Origin of the sequence: Sphingobium sp. 22B (genome assembly GCF_001580035.1) — a bacterium.
Classification (GTDB): domain Bacteria; phylum Pseudomonadota; class Alphaproteobacteria; order Sphingomonadales; family Sphingomonadaceae; genus Sphingobium; species Sphingobium fuliginis.
The window spans coordinates 76,249-94,660 of the sequence record NZ_LTAB01000001.1; the positions used below are offsets into that span (position 1 = coordinate 76,249).

13 protein-coding genes and 1 pseudogene are annotated in these 18,412 nt (G+C 65.0%); 4 read left to right on the forward strand and 10 right to left on the reverse strand.

All coding sequences use genetic code 11. The features are described from left to right. Positions 1 to 49 precede the first annotated feature (49 nt). Positions 50 to 1,303 carry a DNA repair exonuclease gene (locus tag A0J57_RS00340; protein WP_171010024.1) on the forward strand — a complete coding sequence of 418 codons (1,254 nt, stop codon included), beginning with the start codon at positions 50 to 52 and terminating at the stop codon, positions 1,301 to 1,303. Next, entirely contained in the window at positions 1,303 to 4,746 is a 3,444-nt protein-coding gene (locus A0J57_RS00345; protein ID WP_044662148.1) for a YhaN family protein, read from the forward strand. Before A0J57_RS00340 ends, A0J57_RS00345 begins: the two co-directional genes overlap by 1 nt. Here A0J57_RS00345 and A0J57_RS00350 read toward each other — a convergent pair. Further along, on the reverse strand, positions 4,743 to 7,403 hold the full coding sequence (locus A0J57_RS00350) for an AAA family ATPase (protein ID WP_044662149.1): 2,661 nt from the start codon (positions 7,401 to 7,403) through the stop codon (positions 4,743 to 4,745). The two genes, A0J57_RS00345 and A0J57_RS00350, sit on opposite strands and share 4 nt — an antisense overlap. Positions 7,404 to 7,712: 309 nt before the next feature. On the opposite strand from A0J57_RS00350, the pseudogene A0J57_RS00355 reads away from it, so the two are divergent. Further along, a pseudogene (locus tag A0J57_RS00355) lies at positions 7,713 to 8,342 on the forward strand (tyrosine-type recombinase/integrase). Between the two features lie 98 nt (positions 8,343 to 8,440). Here A0J57_RS00355 and A0J57_RS00360 read toward each other — a convergent pair. Further along, positions 8,441 to 9,100, reverse strand: coding sequence for a cation transporter (locus A0J57_RS00360; protein WP_044662151.1), 660 nt, complete (start codon positions 9,098 to 9,100; stop codon positions 8,441 to 8,443). A 77-nt stretch (positions 9,101 to 9,177) separates the two neighbouring features. Here A0J57_RS00360 and A0J57_RS00365 point away from each other — a divergent pair, with 77 nt between their 5' ends. Next, complete coding sequence (locus A0J57_RS00365) at positions 9,178 to 9,576, forward strand: helix-turn-helix domain-containing protein (protein WP_044662152.1); 399 nt, start codon at positions 9,178 to 9,180, stop codon at positions 9,574 to 9,576. A 36-nt stretch (positions 9,577 to 9,612) separates the two neighbouring features. On the opposite strand, the gene A0J57_RS00370 is transcribed toward A0J57_RS00365, so the two are convergent. From A0J57_RS00370 to A0J57_RS00405, 8 genes are all read right to left on the reverse strand, one after another. Beyond that, positions 9,613 to 10,002 carry a copper-binding protein gene (locus tag A0J57_RS00370; protein ID WP_171010023.1) on the reverse strand — a complete coding sequence of 130 codons (390 nt, stop codon included), beginning with the start codon at positions 10,000 to 10,002 and terminating at the stop codon, positions 9,613 to 9,615. Positions 10,003 to 10,013: 11 nt separating this feature from the next. Beyond that, on the reverse strand, positions 10,014 to 13,157 hold the full coding sequence (locus tag A0J57_RS00375) for an efflux RND transporter permease subunit (protein WP_044662154.1): 3,144 nt from the start codon (positions 13,155 to 13,157) through the stop codon (positions 10,014 to 10,016). After that, positions 13,154 to 14,641: an efflux RND transporter periplasmic adaptor subunit gene (locus tag A0J57_RS00380; protein ID WP_044662155.1), complete on the reverse strand. Its 1,488-nt coding sequence runs from the start codon at positions 14,639 to 14,641 to the stop codon at positions 13,154 to 13,156. Before A0J57_RS00380 ends, A0J57_RS00375 begins: the two co-directional genes overlap by 4 nt. Then, positions 14,638 to 15,870: a TolC family protein gene (locus tag A0J57_RS00385; protein ID WP_044662156.1), complete on the reverse strand. Its 1,233-nt coding sequence runs from the start codon at positions 15,868 to 15,870 to the stop codon at positions 14,638 to 14,640. The genes A0J57_RS00380 and A0J57_RS00385 overlap by 4 nt, the downstream gene beginning before the upstream one ends. A gap of 132 nt (positions 15,871 to 16,002) precedes the next feature. Next, positions 16,003 to 16,275 carry a hypothetical protein gene (locus A0J57_RS26775; RefSeq protein ID WP_052628228.1) on the reverse strand — a complete coding sequence of 91 codons (273 nt, stop codon included), beginning with the start codon at positions 16,273 to 16,275 and terminating at the stop codon, positions 16,003 to 16,005. A gap of 81 nt (positions 16,276 to 16,356) precedes the next feature. Then, a complete protein-coding gene (locus A0J57_RS00395; RefSeq protein ID WP_044662157.1) occupies positions 16,357 to 16,719 on the reverse strand; it encodes a hypothetical protein in 363 nt (120 codons plus the stop codon). 265 nt (positions 16,720 to 16,984) lie between these two features. Next, complete coding sequence (gene arsH, locus A0J57_RS00400; protein WP_044662158.1) at positions 16,985 to 17,722, reverse strand: arsenical resistance protein ArsH; 738 nt, start codon at positions 17,720 to 17,722, stop codon at positions 16,985 to 16,987. Then, the gene (locus A0J57_RS00405; RefSeq protein WP_328587028.1) at positions 17,697 to 18,407 is read right to left on the reverse strand and encodes an MIP/aquaporin family protein; all 711 of its coding nucleotides are present in this window, start codon (positions 18,405 to 18,407) and stop codon (positions 17,697 to 17,699) included. The genes arsH and A0J57_RS00405 overlap by 26 nt, the downstream gene beginning before the upstream one ends. Positions 18,408 to 18,412 lie beyond the last annotated feature (5 nt).

Below are 18,412 nucleotides of genomic sequence, written 5' to 3' on the forward strand. Positions count from 1 at the left end.
GGGGATCGTGGCGTACGTTCGTCAGAGAAATGAAGGACTTGGGGGGTAAATGGGCAGCTTCCGATTTCTGCACGCGGCGGACGTGCATTTGGACAGTCCGCTTCACGGCCTCGCGCGCTACGAGGGCATTCCGCTTGAAGACGTCCGCGGCGCAACCCGTGCGGCCTTCGACAACCTGATCGACCTGGCGCTCCGGGAGCATGTCGACTTTCTGGTGATCGCCGGAGACCTATACGACGGCGACTGGAAGCACATGGGGACGGGGCTCTACTTCGCCCACGCCATGGGCCGACTGGACCGAGAAGGCATCCCGGTCTTTCTGCTCGCAGGCAATCACGACGCGGCCTCGGTGATGACCCGCCAGATACCGTGGCCCGCCAACGTGCGGCTTTTCAGCAGCCGCCAGCCTCAGACCCACCTGCTGGAAGATTTCGGCGTGGCGGTGCATGGCCAGAGTTTCGCCACGCCTGCGGTCACGGACAACCTCGTGCCGAAATACCCCGATGCCGTCCCGCACGCCTTCAACGTCGGCGTGCTCCACACCGCTCTTTCCGGAGCTCTTGGGCACGCGCCCTACGCCCCCTGCGACGTTCCCGACCTGAGAGCGAAGGGCTACGACTATTGGGCCCTGGGACACGTCCACGCCCAGCAGATCGTCTCCACCGAACCGCACGTCGTCTACCCCGGCAACCTTCAGGGGCGGAACATACGCGAGACTGGTCCGAAGGGCGCGGTGCTCGTGGAGGTGGCCGACAGGCAGGTGGCTTCCGTTGTACCCGTTGAGCTGGACGTGCTTCGCTGGAGCAAGATCGAGGTGGACTGCACAGAAGCCCGGATGAACTCCGTTACCGACCTGATCCGTTCCGCTCTGGGGTCCGCCTTGCCAACCGAAGGCGCAGGCCGACCGCTGATCGTCCGTGTGGCGCTTCACGGAACTTCGGAGATCGCGGGTACGCTGAAGGACCGCGGGGCAGAACTCCGCGATGAGGTTCGCGCGATCGCGACATCCATCTCGCCCGATCTCTGGATCGAGAAGGTGGTCAGCGAGGTGACCCCGCCGCATGCCGCCCAAGAGCCGGAAGCTGGTCTCGACTTCGCCGAGATCATCGATGAGGCGCATTCGGATCTCGAACTCATGGCGGAGCTGAGGACTGAACTCGAACCGTTCCTCGTGTCGGCCAGGTCTTCTCTCGGAGCACCCGACGAGGACGAACTGCGTGCGCTTGCCGAAGCCGGCAGCTGGGACCGCATCCTCGAAGCGAGCGCGACCGCACTGCGGGCTCGCCTGGTGGGAGACGCCTGATGCGGTTCGCCAAGCTCAGTCTGGAGAAGTATGGCCACTTCGAGGATCGCGTGCTCGAGTTTCGATCGGGCGCCTCCGACCTCCATCTCATCTACGGCGCAAACGAGGCCGGCAAGAGCACGTCGATGGCCGCGGTGACGGATCTTCTGTTCGGCATTCCCATGCGGTCGCCCTACAACTTCCGCTTCGACTACCCGCTGCTTCGAATTGGCGCCCTGTTGGAGGAGGATGACCGACAGACCGCCGTCCGCAGACGGAAGGGCGGCAGCGGGACGCTGGTCGACGCCGACGACAAGCCGATGGACGAGGCGCCACTCCTCGGCATGCTGCGCGGTCAGACGAGAGAGACCTTCGGCCGGTCTTTCAGCCTTGATCAGAGCGCACTGCGCGAAGGCGGCGAAGCGATGGTGAAGGCGAAGGACGACGCCGGGCAGGCGCTCTTCGCCGCGGGATCAAACCTGACGGCTGTCGCCTCGGTGCTGGCCACGCTCGAGGACGATGCTGACGCCATCTGGGGCAAGCGCGCCAAGGCCAGCCGCACCTACACCGCCGCCGAGCGCAACCTAGAAGCCAGCCTCCGCACGGTTCGAGACGCGAGCCTTAAGCCGAAGGCGTGGTCGGATGCGCGCGCAGTCTCAGAAGAGGCTAACGCGGCACTGAAGAAGCTCGAGGGTGAGCGGCTGGCACTGAAGCAGGAGCTGCGCTCTCTCGATCGCCTCCGAGGCGTCGCCAGTCTGGTCGAAGCCCGCGCCCGGACGCTGCTGGAGCTTGGTGAACTCGCGGACGTTGTCGTCGTCGGCGAGCAGATCGAGGCTCAAGCACGGGAGTGCCTTGACGCACTCGAACGGGCGGAACGCGACCGCACAACGGCGAAGCGGCTCCTGTCGGAGGCCGAAGAGCGAATAGGCGTCGTCGATCTCGACGACGCGGTCATCGACGCCTCGGAACAGATCGAACGGCTCCTCGAACGGCGCGGAGCCGAGACCAAGGCCGCCGAAGATCTGCCGAGACTTGCCGCGAGGCGTGAGCAGCTCGAACTTCAGGTGAGCAACCTTCACAAGGAATTCGGATCCGCGATTGCGGTCGTGCCAACACGCACTCAGGTGACCGAGCTCCGGCAGGTTCTCAATGGCATCGTATCCGCGCGCGCAGCTGCCGACCAAGCGGAATCGGATCTTGGGGACGTCCGCTCCAGGCTCGCGCGCCTGGAGCAAAGGCTCACCGAGCTACCCGCGGACGCGGCACTGACCACGCTCGTCTCCGCGGTCGATGCGGCCCGGCAGCTTGGCGCCGATTTTGACGAGCGCTGCGACGCGGCAGCCGAAACCTTGAACCGGACCGCTGCCCGACGGGATGCTCTGCTCGCCCAACTGAAGCCTTGGAGCGGTTCGGCCGGCGAGCTGTTCGGGCTACCGTCTCTGTCGGAAGCAGAACTGCAGCAGGCGCGGGATCGCCTCGCGGAACTGGAGGCCGAGCTTAAGAAGGCGTCCACCGCTGCCACACGGCTTCGGAACGAGGCCGAGACCCTATCGCATCAGATCGAGCGCGGAAGCGCCTCGGATGGAGCGGTGACGATGGAGGCGCTCGCAGCTGCCAGGCAGGTCCGGGACGCGGATTGGGATTTCATCCGAGAGGGACTGACGGCCGGAACTGTCATTGAGGACGGTCAACGGCGTGCAGCCGCATACGGCGATCTCGTCGAGAAAGCGGACACGCTCGCCGATAGGCGCTACTCGTCGGCCGAGGCATCCGGCCGCCTTGCGGAGATGGTCGACCTGCGCGATCGGCTCTCCTTAGAGTCAGAACAAGCCGGCCGCGCCGTGACACTTGCTGAGGCAGCTCTGAGCGACTTCAGACGCGGGTGGGACGACCGTCTCGCGCGCGTAGGACTTCCGCTTCTCGCGCCGCTCGCGATGGCAGCGTGGCAAGCGGCTCGCACCGAAGCGATCGAGGTATTCGAAGCCGTAGCCGGCGCCGAAGGCGAACTTGCACGTGCTCAATCCCGCCGGCGGGACGCGTTGGCGGCTCTGTGTCGGGCTCTGGACATCGAAGCTCCGACGAATTCGATAATCTTGCCGATCCTAACAGCAGCGGAAGCCGCGCGGACGACACGCGAGGAACAGGCGCTCGCGAGGAGGGAACTCGAACAGGAGATCGCGAGGCTCGTCAACGAGGCAGACGCCCTGACCAAGTCGATGACCTCCCGCAAGGGGGAGGAGCAGAGAGGCCGAGAGGCCTGGAAGGCCGTGTCGGAGCGCGCCGGGGTCGATCTGCCGGTTGAAGGCGCCGACCTGCGCTTCGAGATCATCGACGAGCTTCGCAGCGCCTCCGAGGAACTGGCCACCCTTCGAATCCGTGTCGCCGGGATCGAGCGCGACGCGAACGGCTTCAAGTCCGCCGTGGCGGAGCTCGCGGCCAAGCTCGACTGCGCCCCAGGGGGCAGCGACCCGCTCGACGTCCTAAAAAGTCGTCTTGCGAAGGCCCGCGCTTCCGAGGCTCAGGCCTGGGAGCTCAAGGGCGAGGTGTCGCGTCGATCGGCCGAGGAGGGCGAGGCCGACGCAAAGTCACAAGCGGCCAGAAGCGGCCTCGGGGAAGTCGTGAAACAACTCGCGATCGAGGACACCGACCTCCTCCCGGATCGCCTCGACGCATCATCGCAGGTGCGCGCTTTGCGCGCCAAGGTTCGTGAACTGGAGACGGAGATCGTCGCCAAGGGTGACGGATACGGGCTTGAACAGCTGATCGAAGCACTCGCCAAGACCACGCCCGACGAGATCGCGTCGCGCAGGGAGCAGGCCAGCAGCGAGGTCGACGCGCTCGACGACACGATCTCCAATGCAGCCAGAACCTACGGCGACACGCGCCGTAGGTTCGAGGACCTCGACGTCGACGGCCACTCAGCCGCAGACGCGCAGGCGGACGCCGAGGCGGCGCGTGCCGAGATGGCGGTGCAGGCGGAGGCCTATCTGATGAAGCGCACCCAGGCCGTCATGCTGCGGTGGGCGATCGAAAAGTATCGCAAGAGGCACCAGGACCCGCTGCTCGCCCGTGCGAGCACGATCTTCGAGACGCTAACGCTGGGCCGCTACAAAGGCTTGGATGCCGACATGCAGGACTCGACACCCAGACTGATCGGCCTTTGCGAAGATCGCAAGACGGTCGTGGAAGTGGGACAGATGAGCGAAGGAACGACTGATCAGCTGTTCCTGGCGCTGCGCATCGCGGCGCTTGAACAGTCTGTGGATGCCGGCGTGCGGCTCCCCTTCCTCGCCGACGACCTCTTCGTCAACTTCGACGACGATCGCTCTCGCGCCGGATTTCGCGTGCTAGCGGACTTGTCGCGATCAACGCAGGTCCTGTTCTTCACGCACCACGAGCACTTGGCGGCAATCGCCAAGGAGGTGCTTGGCAAGGAGCGATGTTCGGAAATCAGGCTCGCCTAGAGGAGCGTCGCGCCGACCGGATTCTCGAGGGCGGAACGCGCCACGGACGTCGCCTTCCGCCGCTTGCCGAGCTCTATCCTGAAGTCGTCGAGCACCTTCAGGTCGGCTTCCATCTCGTTAGGGGACGGCTGCGGGATGTCCCGGCCGGCCGACATGTCGTGGCCTGAGCGTTCCGAGGCTCGCTTCATTGCAAAGAAGATTGTCCGATAGTCATCGTCAGTGACGGTCACCTCCTTGAGCCTGCCTGTCATGACATCCGGCACGAACCTTACGACCGTCTTCGCGAAGACGACCTCCTCGACCGCCCGTTCCCAGGATTCGCGCAGGTCCGAGTAGAAGTCCTTCGTCTGCCGCCGATATTGGTCCGTGTCAAAGTCGGTTACGCCCTTAAGCTCCTTCGCGCGCGTCCGCAGCGTCTCGATCCGCGCGTTGAGGTCGGCGACCCAGGGCTCGCAATTCTCGCGGATCACGCCGAAGCCCTCAAATTGCGTCTTGGCGACGAGTGACTTGATCAGCGGCGCGGCGTCTCCTGCCCTGGCGGCCTCCGACACAACTTCGTTGAAGAATACAAGGTTGTGCGTGAAGATGATCACCTGCCGTCCCTTCTTCGCCTCGGCGACAAGACGGTGCGCGACCTTGCGGATGCGCAGGTGGTCAAGCGAGGAGACGGGGTCGTCGACGATGATTCCGTAGCGCGCGTCGTCGCCTCCGATCTCGGCGAGGAAGCATGCGAGCGCGAGCGCCCGCTGCTCGCCCTCCGAGAGCACCTGGTTGTTCTTCACAGCGCCAGCGCCGTGCAGGCCGACCGAGAACAGGCTCTTGCCGCCTGAGCTGGAGTCGCTGACCTTGAAAGGAAGATGGGTGAGGTCGAGCGCGCCGATCTCCTCTGCGATCCTCCGTTCAAGCTCCTCGGTGACGAGCTGCTTGCGCAGGGCGGTGATCTGCGTCGAGATCGAACGTGTCGCCACCTGGGCCTGGCACCCCGTCAGCGACCGTTGCTCCGTGACGTCCCGCAGGCGCTGCAAGACCGTCTCCAGGTCATTGGCGAGCTTCGCCCGGTCCTTGAGTTCGGCAAGCCGCGTCCGCTTGGCGTCCAGCGCCTCGGTATGCGAGGCGCTTCGCTGAAGCGAAGCGGCCTCGCCCTCGAGGCGCTTGAGTTCCGCCGCGACCGTCTCGGCGAGCGCGCTTACGTCCGGCGTCGGTGCAGACGTCGCTGTGTCGTCCAGCAGTGCGGCGCGCCTCGCCTCGAACCCGGCCAGCGCCTTGAGGATGTCGGCAACGGTCATGGCCCGGGTCTCATCGAGCTGTCCGTATCCGGCCAAGGTCTCCTCGACCAAGGATGCTTCCGGCACCTTCACCTGCTCGACCTGCGTCAGGAGCGCCTTGAGGGCGTCGCGCGCACCGTCGGCGCGCTTCGTGGCCTCGCCACTGACGAAGTCGTTGAACCGGGCCAGCCGGGCGGAGCCCGTCGGGGTGAGCGGCTCGAGGCAAAGGACGCACAGGTCGCCGGTTGCCTCAGGCAGACGCGCGGGCGGGGGTTCCACTCCGGCGGCGACGAAACGGCGCGCCGCCTCGAACAGGATCCGCCAGGCCTCGCCGCCGACCTCCGCGACGGGCTCGCCTGCGAAACTGGCGGCGGCCGCGATCCTCTCCGCCTCCACCGCCTGGGCCAGCTCGCGCCGAGCCGACGCGATCGTCTCACCGACCCTGTCCGAGAGTCCGTCTCGGAGGGTGGCCAGCACCTCGCCCACGCGCTTCAACACGGTGATGGCGCGGCGGCGGGTAGCCGCAAGCGCCACCGGATCGGCGGCGAGCTCGGCTTCGAGCCGGGCGAGTTCTGCGAGCTCCGTCTCGCTCAGGTCGGACAGCCTGCGGATTTCGTCCTCGGAAGGCAGCGAGGGCGCCTTGGGATCCAGTTTGGCAAGGGTCAGCGCGACCGTGCAACCTGGGGTGTATCCGGCCGGCAGCGCGACCCGCAGCCGCGGCGCGAGGGCCTTCTCGTCCGCCGAGAACCTCGTGGCCATCCGTTGACACAACTCGCCGTGGTGCTCGAGGATCGCGAGCTCGCGCGGCAGGTAGGCGATCCGGTTACCGCTATCGACGTAGAGCCGGGCGTTGTGGCTGTCGAACACCGATATCTGACGGAGCTGCGAGGGAGGTGGCGTTGCGGGATCCCAATCGATCTCGGTCACCGCGTCGTCGCCGACTTGGTAGCGCACCTGCACCCGCATCGGCCCGCCGCCGGCGTCGAACACGTTCCCCCGCAGCTGGTCCGAGGTCAGGCTTCGGCAAAGTCGCTTGGCGATGCGGGTGTATCCGCTCTTCCCGCTCCCGTTTTCGCCGTAAACCAACGTGATGCCCACACCGGCCATGCGCAGCTTCTGGCTACCGGCGAGGCGGTCAATGTTCTGCACGGGACCGAGCTGCGCGAGCACGGTTCGCCGCGCATCGCCTGAGCCGCCACCAAGATGCGAAGCGTCAATCGCGGTTATGGGGTGGGGTGAAGAGCCGGCGCCGGCCGCGGCACGCACGTTGTCGAGGATGCAGTCGGCGTCCTCCGGCTCCAGGGAGTGATCCGGTGCGACGGCGATCCGCCGCAGGCTGTCCTTCACCCAGTTAGGCTGCTCGGCAGCCCAATCCAATAGATTCTTGACCATTTCCCATCCCCCGTCGGTCCAGAATGATTAACTCTCGTGACGGACGCAAGCGGGGTTTCGCCCGTTGCGCCGGAAAGCGCTCTCGCGTCCAGCTAAGCGCGGCCCGTCTATTGAGCGGCAGCTCGCGGAAGCGCTCCGCGTCCTCTGGAACGGCCGCTTTGGGTCGAGGACAGAGGCGATTTATAGGGAGGCTAGATGAGTTTATCGAAATAAGCTAACTTTTGCCCCTGACAGAACGGCTCGCGATCTGCTGCCTCCAGCTTGTCTGAACGTTTCTGCCGTGGCCATGATGGCCACTGGAGAAGTGTCATGGGATTATCAGAATTTGATCCCGCTGCACGCGAACGAGTGTCGTGGAATTCGGGACGCAAAGTCGGCGCGAAGCGCGCATTGAAGCCCCGCCAGATTTGGGCAATCCGGTTCTTCCTTGATCAGCATGGACGGATCCGCGACCGGGCGCTGTTCGACCTCGCCATCGACAGCAAACTGCGCGGTTGTGATCTGGTAAAGATCAAGATTGGCGACATCGTGTGTGATCGGAAGATTCGAACGCGGGCGATCGTTGTTCAGCAAAAGACGGGGCGGCCTGTCCAGTTCGAGTTGGACGACGCTCGCGCCAGCCTGCTCCGATGGCTGGAACTGCGCGGCGGTTCCCTGGAGGATTATGCCTCCCCGAGCCGCACCGATCATTCGGCCCACATGAGCACCAGGCAATATGCCCGCCTTGTGGATGAATGAGTCACAGGGATCGGCCTGCCAAGCGAGGATTACGGCACGCACTCCCTACGGAGAACGAAGGCATCAATCATCTACAAGGCGACCGGAAACCTTCGCGCGGTGCAGATCCTGCTTGGCCATACGAAAATCGAAAGTACGGTCAGATATCTCGGCGTTGATGTGGAGGACGCTCTGACTTTGGCAGAAGGGACAGAAATCTGAAATCGGCTGGCTCCTCACACTGCGGGGAGCCAGCACCCAAATCACATCTGCAAGTCGCAACCGTCATTGGTGGCAATAGGAAAGCCGACGGAAAGCGGTCAGTCGCGGTCTCCGCTGAAACGAAAATGTTGCCGAACTTCTCCGTTGAGAGACCGCCATTCGCCGACCGCCTGCCGAATTATCTCCTCGCCGCCCCACAAGCTGAGCCCGGCCATGATGACCGCGACGATAATGTCTGGGAGGCCGGAGCCGGTGCCGAAAACCCCCAGTGCCGCGAAAAGGACTGCGAGGTTTCCGATGGCATCATTACGTGAGCAGATCCAGACCGAGCGCATGTTCGCATCGCCGGTCCGGGAGCGATAGAGCATGAGAGCCACCCCGCCGTTGGCGACGAGCGCTGCAAAGCCGACAATGCCCATTACCTCGGCTTGCGGATGCGTGCCGCGCGAGAGCGCCCAGAGCGCGCTCAGCAGCACATAGAGGCCGAAGCTGAAGATCGTGACGCCCTTCACCATCGCGGCGCGCGCGCGCCAGGCAAGCGCCAAGCCTGCAACACCGAGGCTGATCGCATAATTGGCGGCATCGCCCATAAAATCGAGCGCGTCCGCCTGCAGGGCCTTCGAGCCGCCGAGAAGGCCGGCGGTCAGCTCGACCGCGAACATCAGCAAGTTCACCGCCAGCGCGATCCACAAGGCGCGGCGCCACGCAGGGCTGTTGATATGGTCGGCTTTATCGGCCGCGCAGCTGGAACAGGCCATGAGGGCGGAGCTTTCTTTTCTGCGAGTCGATATCCTATATGCACCCTGTAGCAAGTACAGGGTCAAGAGGCAGGCAGATGATCACGCGAGGCAAGCTGGCCAAGGCGACAGGCACGAAGATCGAGACCATCCGCTTCTATGAAAAGATCGGACTTCTGGCGCCGCCCGAGCGCACGGCGGGCAACTATCGCGCCTATGGCCAGGACGATGTCGACCGGCTGAGCTTTGTGCGTCGCGCGCGCGATCTTGGTTTTTCGCTGGACCAGGTCCGCACGTTGCTCGATCTCGCCGATGATCGCAGCCGGTCATGCTGCGCGGTCGACGAGATTGCGCGCGCGCAGCTCAAGGCGGTCGAAGAGAAGATCGCTGACCTGCTGGCGCTGAAGCGGGAGCTCTCGAACCTGATCGAGCAGTGCGACCAGGGTACGATCGCGGACTGCCGGATCATCGGCGCCCTCGCGCCCGCCGAGGTTTGAGCGGGCACGGGCTCAAGAGGCCCGTGCCCGGGACACTCATTTCTTGCTGATCGCGGTGACTTCGCCGCCGCGGCCTTCCAGCTTCAGGTCGAAACTGACCTCGTCTCCAACCTTCACGCTGTCGATGAGCGCGGGCGCGGCCTTGAAGGCCATTGTCATGGCCGGCCAGTTTGCCTCTGCGATGGGGCCATGATCGAGCGTGATCGTGCCCGCGGCCTTGTCGAGAGCCGTTACCTTGCCTGTTCCCTTCGCCATCTTGGCGCCAGGCGCCATCGCCATGTTGCCCATGTCGCCATCCATCGTGTTCGTGGCCGCGGCGGGTGCTGCGCTATTGGTCTCGGCGGTGACGGGCGTCTCCGCCTTCTTACCACACGCGGCGGTGAGGGCGACGAGGCCGAGGGCTATGGTCAGTCTTGCATGCTTCATGGTTTTCTCCTTCAGGGTAAAACGGTGTGTGGGGTGGACGAGACTTGTCGCCGCCGCATGAGCAGATAGGCGGCAGGAATAACGAACATCGACAGGAGCGGCGCGGTCAGCATGCCGCCGACCATGGGCGCGGCGATCCGGCTCATCACTTCCGAGCCCGCGCCCGACCCAACCAGGATCGGGAGCAGGCCGGCGATGATCACCGCCACCGTCATCGCCTTGGGCCGGACGCGCAGTAGCGCGCCCTCGCGCACGGCCTTAGCGACGACATCGGGTGGCGGATCGGCTCCTCGTTGTTCGAGCGCGTCTTTCAGGTAGATCAGCATCACGACGCCGAACTCGGCGGCGACGCCGGCAAGCGCGATGAACCCGACCCCGGTCGCCACCGACTGGTGGTAGCCGAGCAGGTAGAGGATCCAGAATCCGCCGGTGAGCGCGAAGGGTAGCGTGCCCATGATCAGCAGCGCTTCGTCGAAGCGCCCGAAGATGAGGAACAACAGCACGAAGATGATGACCAGCGTCGCTGGGATGACGATCTTCAACCGGTCGACCGCGCGCTGGAGATATTCGAACTGCCCCGAATAGGCGATGCTGACGCCGGGCGAGAGCCTAACCTTGCTCGCCACGGCGTGGCGTAGGTCGCCGACCACCGAAGCAAGATCGCGCCCGCGCACATCGACATAGACCCAGGTCGAGGGGCGGCCATTCTCGGTCTTGAGCATCGGCGGGCCGTCCGCAACGGCGATGCGCGCGACCGTGCCGAGCGTGATCTGCTGGCCCGACGGTGTCAGCACCGGCAGCGCCCGCTGGGCGTCGATGCTGTCGCGGATTTCGCGCGGATAGCGCACATTGATCGGATAGCGGGCCAGCCCCTCGACGGTCTGCCCGACATTTTCGCCACCGACTGCCCCCGAGACGATCGCGTGCACGTCGGCGATGTTCAGTCCGTAGCGGGCAGCCGTAGCGCGATCGATGTCGACATCGACATAGCGCCCGCCGGTCAGGCGTTCGGCCAGCGCCGAGCTGACGCCGGGCACGGTCTTGGCCACGCCCTCAACCGCACGTGCGATGCGGTCGAGCTCGGCAAGAGCGCTGCCAGAAACCTTGACCCCGATCGGGCTCTTGATGCCGGTCGCCAGCATGTCGAACCGGTTGCGGATCGGCGGCACCCAGATATTGGCGAGGCCCGGCACCTTCACTGCCCGGTCCAAGTCATCGACCAGCTTGTCGGGTGTCATGCCGGGTCGCCACTGATCGCGGGGCTTGAAGCGGATCGTCGTCTCGAACATCTCAAGCGGCGCCGGATCGGTGGCGGTCTCGGCGCGCCCGGCCTTGCCGAACACGCTCTGCACCTCGGGCACGGTCTTGATCATCCGGTCGGTCTGTTGGAGCAGTTCCGACGCCTTGGCGGCCGAGAGGCCCGGCAGGGCCGAAGGCATGTAGAGCAGGTCGCCCTCGTTCATCGCCGGCAGGAACTCGCCGCCGAGGCGCGAGAGCGGCCAGGCGGTGGTCGCGAAGACCAGCGCGGCGATGACGAGCGTGGTCTTCGGCTGTTCGAGCACCCAGTCGATCGCGGGGCGATAGGCGCTGGTGAGCGCCCGGTTGATCGGATTGGCCTGTTCGGAAGGGATCCTGCCCCGGATCAGCCAGCCCATCAGTACCGGCACTAGCGTCACCGACAGGATCGCAGCGGCCGCCATCGTATAGGTCTTGGTGAAAGCGAGCGGCGCGAACAGGCGGCCTTCCTGCGCCTGGAGCGTGAACACCGGAACGAAGGAGAGGGTGATGATGAGGAGGCTGAAGAACAGCGCCGGGCCGACCTCCATCGCCGCCTCGGTCACGACGATCCAGTGCTGCGCCCCATGAAGATGTTCGCCGGGATGCTCGCGTTCCCAATGCTCGGTCTTCTTGTGCGCGTTCTCGATCATGACGATCGCGGCATCGACCATCGCACCGATGGCGATCGCGATACCGCCCAGTGACATGATATTCGCATTCACCCCCTGCGCGTGCATGACGATGAAGGCGGCGAGCACGCCCAGCGGCAGAGTGACGATTGCGACCAGCGCCGAGCGGACGTGCCAGAGGAACAGGGCGCAGACGATAGCAACGACGACGAACTCCTCGATCAGCTTGTGGGTGAGGTTCTCCACCGCCTGATCGATGAGCTGTGAGCGGTCATAGGTCGGCACCACAGCAACGCCGGGCGGCAGGCTCTTCTTCAGCTCCTCCAGCTTGGTCTCGACCGCCTCGATCGTGCTGCGCGCGTCCGCGCCCTGGCGCAGGATGACGACGCCGCCCGCCACCTCGCCGTCCCCGTCGAGTTCGGCAATGCCGCGCCGCATTTCGGGGCCAATCTGGACGGTGGCGACATCGCCCAGTGTCACCGGAACGCCGCCGGCCGCGGTCCGCAGCGGGATCGCGCGGAAATCATCGAGCGTCTTTAGATAGCCCGATGCGCGGACCATATATTCGGCCTCGCCCATCTCCAGCACCGAGCCGCCAGCCTCCTGATTGGCTTGGCTGATGGCCGACACCGCCTGTTGATGCGTGATGCCGAAGGCGGCGAGCTTCACCGGGTCGAGGACAACCTGATACTGCTTGACCATGCCGCCAATACTGGCGACCTCGGCGACGCCAGGCAGGCTTTTGAGCTCATAGCGGAGGAACCAGTCCTGAAGCCCGCGAAGCTGAGCGAGATCGTGTCCGCCGGTGCGGTCGACCAGCGCATATTCATAGACCCAGCCAACCCCTGTCGCGTCGGGACCGATGGCGCTTTTCGCCTGATCGGGAAGCCGGCCCTGGACCTGATTGAGATATTCGAGCACGCGGCTGCGCGCCCAATAGAGATCGGTGCCGTCCTCAAAGATCACGTAGACGAAGCTGTCGCCGAAGAAGCTGTAGGCGCGCACTGTCTTCGCGCCGGGCACCGACAGCATGGTGGTGGCGAGCGGATAGGTGACCTGGTTCTCGACGATCTGCGGCGCCTGGCCGGGGAGCGAGGTGCGGATAATGACCTGCGTGTCGGACAGATCGGGCAAGGCATCGATCGGTGTCGAACGAACCGCCCAGAGCCCAGCGAGCACCAGCGCAAGCGCGCCGAGAACGACGAAGAAGCGGTTCTGGACCGACCAGTGGATCAGCCGCCCGATCACTGGCCAGCCTCGCGCGCCATGGTCCTGACTGTCGGGCCGGATGGCAACTGGTCGAAGCTGAACCGGACCCGATCGCCGACCTCGTAACCACGGGCTAGGGTCGGAGTCGCCAGCCGGAAGGTCATGGTCATCGCCGGCCATTGCAGCGCCGGCACCGGCTGATGGCTGAAGGTGATGCTGGCCGCCTCGATCTTGTCGATCCGGCCGACCGTTGCATAAGCGCCGGCTTTTGCCGCCGCCGCTCGAGGAGGTGAGGCAGAGGATGTCGCGATCGGCCGCGCCTGAACGCCCGACAGGCTCGCTTCGGAATCGATCAGGAACTGGCCCGAGGCGACGACTTTTTCTCCTTGAGCGAGGCCCGCGAGGATCTCGGTCTGGCCGCCGCTCGTCTGGCCCGTCTGGACCTCGGCAGGCTGATAGCGGCCCTTGTTAAGTGCGAGCATGACCAGCGTCCGCTTGCCGGTCTGGATCACCGCCTCTGAGGGCACGAGCAGCGCCGACCGCGCACTACCGCCCAAATCGACAGTGGCAAACATGCCAGGCTTCAAGCGCCCCCCGCGATTAGGAAGCTCGATCCGCACGGTCAGCGTTCGGCTGTCGGCCTGGACGGCGGGCAGGATCGCGGCGACCCTACCGGCGAAGTGCTCACCCGGATAGGCGGCGAGCGTCGCGGTCGCGCTCTGGCCCGGGCGCAATTGCCCGGCGATCGCCTCGGGCACGGCCGCATTGAGCCAGACCGTCCCTAGCCCATTCACTTCAGCGAGCGTCTCGCCGGCGGAGACGGTCATGCCCTGGCGGACGCCGAGGTTCTTGATGGTGCCCCCAATTGGCGAGGAGATGGTGACGACATTATGCGGCCTGCCGCTGCGCTCGACGGCCGCAATTGTGCCCGCTGGCATGCCCAGCAGCGCCAGGCGCTGGCGCGCGGCGCGGGTCAGGCTGGCATCACCCGTCCGCCTGACCGCAAGATATTCGGCCTGGGCGCCGGCCCATTCGGGAACGAGCAGATCGGCGAGTAGCGCACCTGCGCCGATGACGTCACCTGGCGCGCGAGCATAGACGCGTTGGACAAAGCCTGCCGCACGGCTCTGGACCACGGCCACGTCACGCTGGTTGAAATCGATGCTGCCGGTCGCGGTCAGCGCCGAACCCATCGTGCCGGTTTGCGCCGCGACCACCCGCAGCCCCAGATTCTGGGTCCGTGCGGGATCGATGGCGATGCCTGCTTCCGCCGGTCCCTCGCCGGCATATTTGGGGACGAGCTGCATATCCATGAACGGCGACTTGCCGGGCTTGTCGAAATGCTGGCTCGGCACCATCGGATCGTACCAGTAGAGGACCTTGCGGCCGGAATCGGCTCCCTTGGGAGCGGCCCCTTCGCCGTGTCCGAGGGTGGCGATGCCATAGCCGGCCCCTCCCGCGACGACCGCTATAACCGTGGCGGCAAGACCGAGCCGCATTCGTGCTGAAATCCTGTCGCTCATTTGTCGTCATCCCCATAGGTCAGCACCAGGCGCGCCGCGTCGCGCGCCACTTCCGCCTCGCGATCCAGCGTCTGCAACTTGGTATCGGCCAGCATCGACCGGGACTGGATCACATCGACGAGGCCCGCGCGCCCAGCGCCATAGCTGGCCGTCTCGAGATCGGTCTTTCGCTGCGCGAGTGGCAGCAATGTGTCTCGCGCGCGCATCCACTGCTCATGGTGCATGACATGATCGGCAAGCCCGCTTTCGAGGTCGGCGGTAAGGCTGCGCCGCATGTCCTCCTGCTCGGCCATCGCCGCGCCAGCGGTCGCGACGCTGGCGGCGATCATCGGATCCTGGCGTTTCCTGGCAAAGAGCGGCAGGCTGACGGACACACCTGCCGACACCATATCGCCATAGCGGTCGGCGCGACGCTGATAGGCAACATCGAACCCCCAGTCGGGGCGCTTTTCCGCGCGGGCGACGGTGATGTCCGCTTCCGCCTGGCGTGTGCGGGTGATGGAAACGGCGAGATCGGGATGGCGGTCGATCGCAGCGCGCAGCGCGGCGGGATCGACCGTGAATTGGGGTATATCGCCCGCGAGCTCAACACTGCTGTCACCGGTCCAGCGCGTCAGCGTCGCTCTCGCCCGTCCCAGATCGGCGGCGACCTCGCTTCTCTTGTCTTCGAGCGCCGCCAGGGCCTGTTGGATGTCCAGCGCCTGCGCCAGACGCACCGTGCCCGAGGCGACCCCTGAGCGTGTTGCCCCTACCATTGGTTGCAAGTCGGCCTTGACCCCGTCGACCGCCGCAAGTCGGCGCTCGGCATAGGCGAGGCTGATCCAGGCGAGCGCGGTTGCCACCCTGACCCGTCGTGCCTCGGAGAGATTGCTCGCCTGCGCTGCCGCGACATCGGCCTCGGCACGGCCGGTACGGGCATGGCGCTTGGCGAGGTTGGGCACGTCCTGGCTGATGCCGACGCGCCCCATCGTCATGCTGTCTCCCGCGAAGGTGCCTGCGGGCGGACCGGAGACGGGGAAATTGTCGAGCCCGACGCCCAGCTTTGGATCGGGCAGCTGCCCGGCGGCCGTTGCCGCCGATCTGCGGGCCTCGGCCTCGAGCAGGCGCGCGCGAATGGATGGCGCCTGCCCTTGTGCGCGAGCGAGGGCATCTTCGAAGCTCAGAGGCTCGGCATGAGCCGCTGCCGCGCTGAGCGCCAGCAAGGGAAAAGCAAACAGAAATCGATACATGGGGGTCTCCCGATCGGGAGCCACCCGGCCTGAGAACCGTACCGCTCAGCGACGTGCGCCGACGCAACGGATAGGGTTGCGTCGGCGCAACGCGCCTGGCCATGGTTCTGCTTATCGGCCGGGAAGCTTGCTTCAGCCGGCCGAGGGATCCGAACGGCCCTCATGCATGGACTTCATGCAGTCGGCTGTGTTCATCGCCATCATGTCGCAATCGCAATGTGCCATCTGCGCCTGATCGGGAATCCAGACGCGCTTTTGTGAAGGCACGGTTGTGCGCGGCCCATATTGCGGCGCGGCTCGCCATTCCCAATGGCCTTGGGGTGCTGGGTGGCGTTCACCGGCCCAGGCGGGCGCGGCAAGGCTGAGGGCTGCCGCAAGGGCAGTAGCTGTCATCTTGAAAGTCATCACGAATATCCATCGACTGAAAATTGCAGGGGATCGCTGCTTCGACCTGCCGATGGGCGGGCGAAGGGAGCGATCGTTCAATCAGCCAAGGATCGTGGGTGGCTCAGGATCGGGCGCGAGATTTTGGCCGGCCAGCACGGGGGTCGTGGACCAGAAATCGGGCGCGTCATAAAGCAGAGGGGTCGCAACCGCGCTGCCCTGGTCTTCTGCGATCAGCGGCACAACGCATCCCATCGCCGCGATGCACTCCAGCGTGAGGCCCTTACACGGTTTCTCGGCGGGCGCAGGTTGCTGCGTGGCCATCATCGCCATGCAGTCGGCGTCCATCGTCATCGCTTCGGGCGCGGCCATTGTGGCCGGAATGGCATGCGCATAGGCCAGCTCTGCCCCAAAAAGGCCGAGCAAGGCTCCGAATAGGAGCAGGGCGGTGAGCAGACGTTTCACGACAGTACCGATCTACAGCAGCAAACCCGGTGCGACAATCATCAAACATGTGCCGTGCAGAAATGGGCGGCTTGGCGGCGGCGAAGTGGTTCCCCGCCGGTCATCCGCTTGGCCCCAATGAACGGCGAAGCATTCAACGGGCGATCAGCCCCATTCTTATCGCTGTTGCTCGGGCGCGCGGCAACCTAGCCACCGGCACCAGCAGCAGCCGGTGAACCAATGGCCATCCAAATTGGGGGCCTTTGTGGTTCCCCCCGTCATCATCTCAGCCCCTGACCGCCTTGATGGACGGATGTTCCGCCTCTTTGATGCCTGCGGCCTTTCGTTCGGAATAGCGGCTCACAAGCTGATCGGCGTGGGGGCGCATGAGAACCGTGAGCCGTACCAATTCCTCCATCACGTCGACAATCCGGTCGTAATAGCTGGACGGCTTCATCCGGCCCGCTTCATCGAACTCCTTATAAGCCATGGCGACCGACGACTGATTGGGGATGGTGAACATCCGCATCCAGCGGCCGAGCAGGCGCAGCGTATTGACCGCATTGAAGGATTGTGAACCGCCGGACACCTGCATGACCGCCAGCGTCCGCCCCTGGGTGGGCCGCATGCCCTTCACTTCCAGCGGCAGATGATCGATCTGCGCCTTCATGATGCCAGTGATGGCGCCGTGCCGCTCCGGGCTGCACCATACCTGGCCTTCGGACCATATGGACAGTTCGCGCAGTTCATGAACCGCCGGATGATCGTCGCCCTTCACCTGGTCGGGCAATGGAAGATCGGAGGGATCGAATATCCGCGTTTCCGCCCCGAAAAGCTGAAGCAGACGCGCAGCCTCTTCCACAGCGAAGCGCGAAAAGGAGCGCTCTCGCAGAGACCCATAGAGCAGGAGGATGCGGGGCGCCGGGATTAGTTCGCCCAGGCCGAGTGCCGGGGAACGCAGCAGATATTCCTTTTGCAGCGCGGGAAGGTGATCGACGTCAGACAGTTTGCGGAGCCGGGTCATTGCGGGCCTCATGCGAAGACGGGGAGAATAGCACCTGGCTCATGGCGTTCGCCGCCAGTGCGCCGACCAGTTGGGCGACAATGAAGGCAGGCACGCTGGAGGGGGCAATGCCCGCAAAGCTGTTGCTGAGCGACCGGGCGATGGTGATGGCCGGGTTGGCGAAGCTGGTCGAGGAGGTGAACCAATAGGCAGCAGTAATGTAGAGGGCGACGGTTGCCGGAACCCACTGCGGGCGCATACGCACCGTTCCCAATATCGTGAAGATGAGGCCAAAGGTGGCGACCGCCTCGCCCGCCCATTGTCCCGGGCCGGCCCGGAGTTTTCCGGATATCTGCCATATGGGCTGGTCGAACATGAAATGAGCGATCAAGACGCCGAGAATACCGCCTGCTAGCTGTGCAAAAACATGCGCCAATGCGGCACGGGTGTCGATCTCACGCCGCAGCCGGGCGACAAGCGTGACGACTGGATTGAAATGCGCGCCTGAAATGGCCCCTAGCACCGTGATCAGGACAAACAGGATTGCGCCGGTCGCCAGCGTATTGCCCAGAAGCGCGATGGCGACGTTCCCTCCGGCAAGTCTCTCGGCCATAATGCCGGAGCCGATCACCGTCGCGAACAGGAACAGGCTGCCGATAGCCTCGGCCAGCATCGTCCTTCGCAGGGGATGTTTGTTTGTCGTCACTGGTC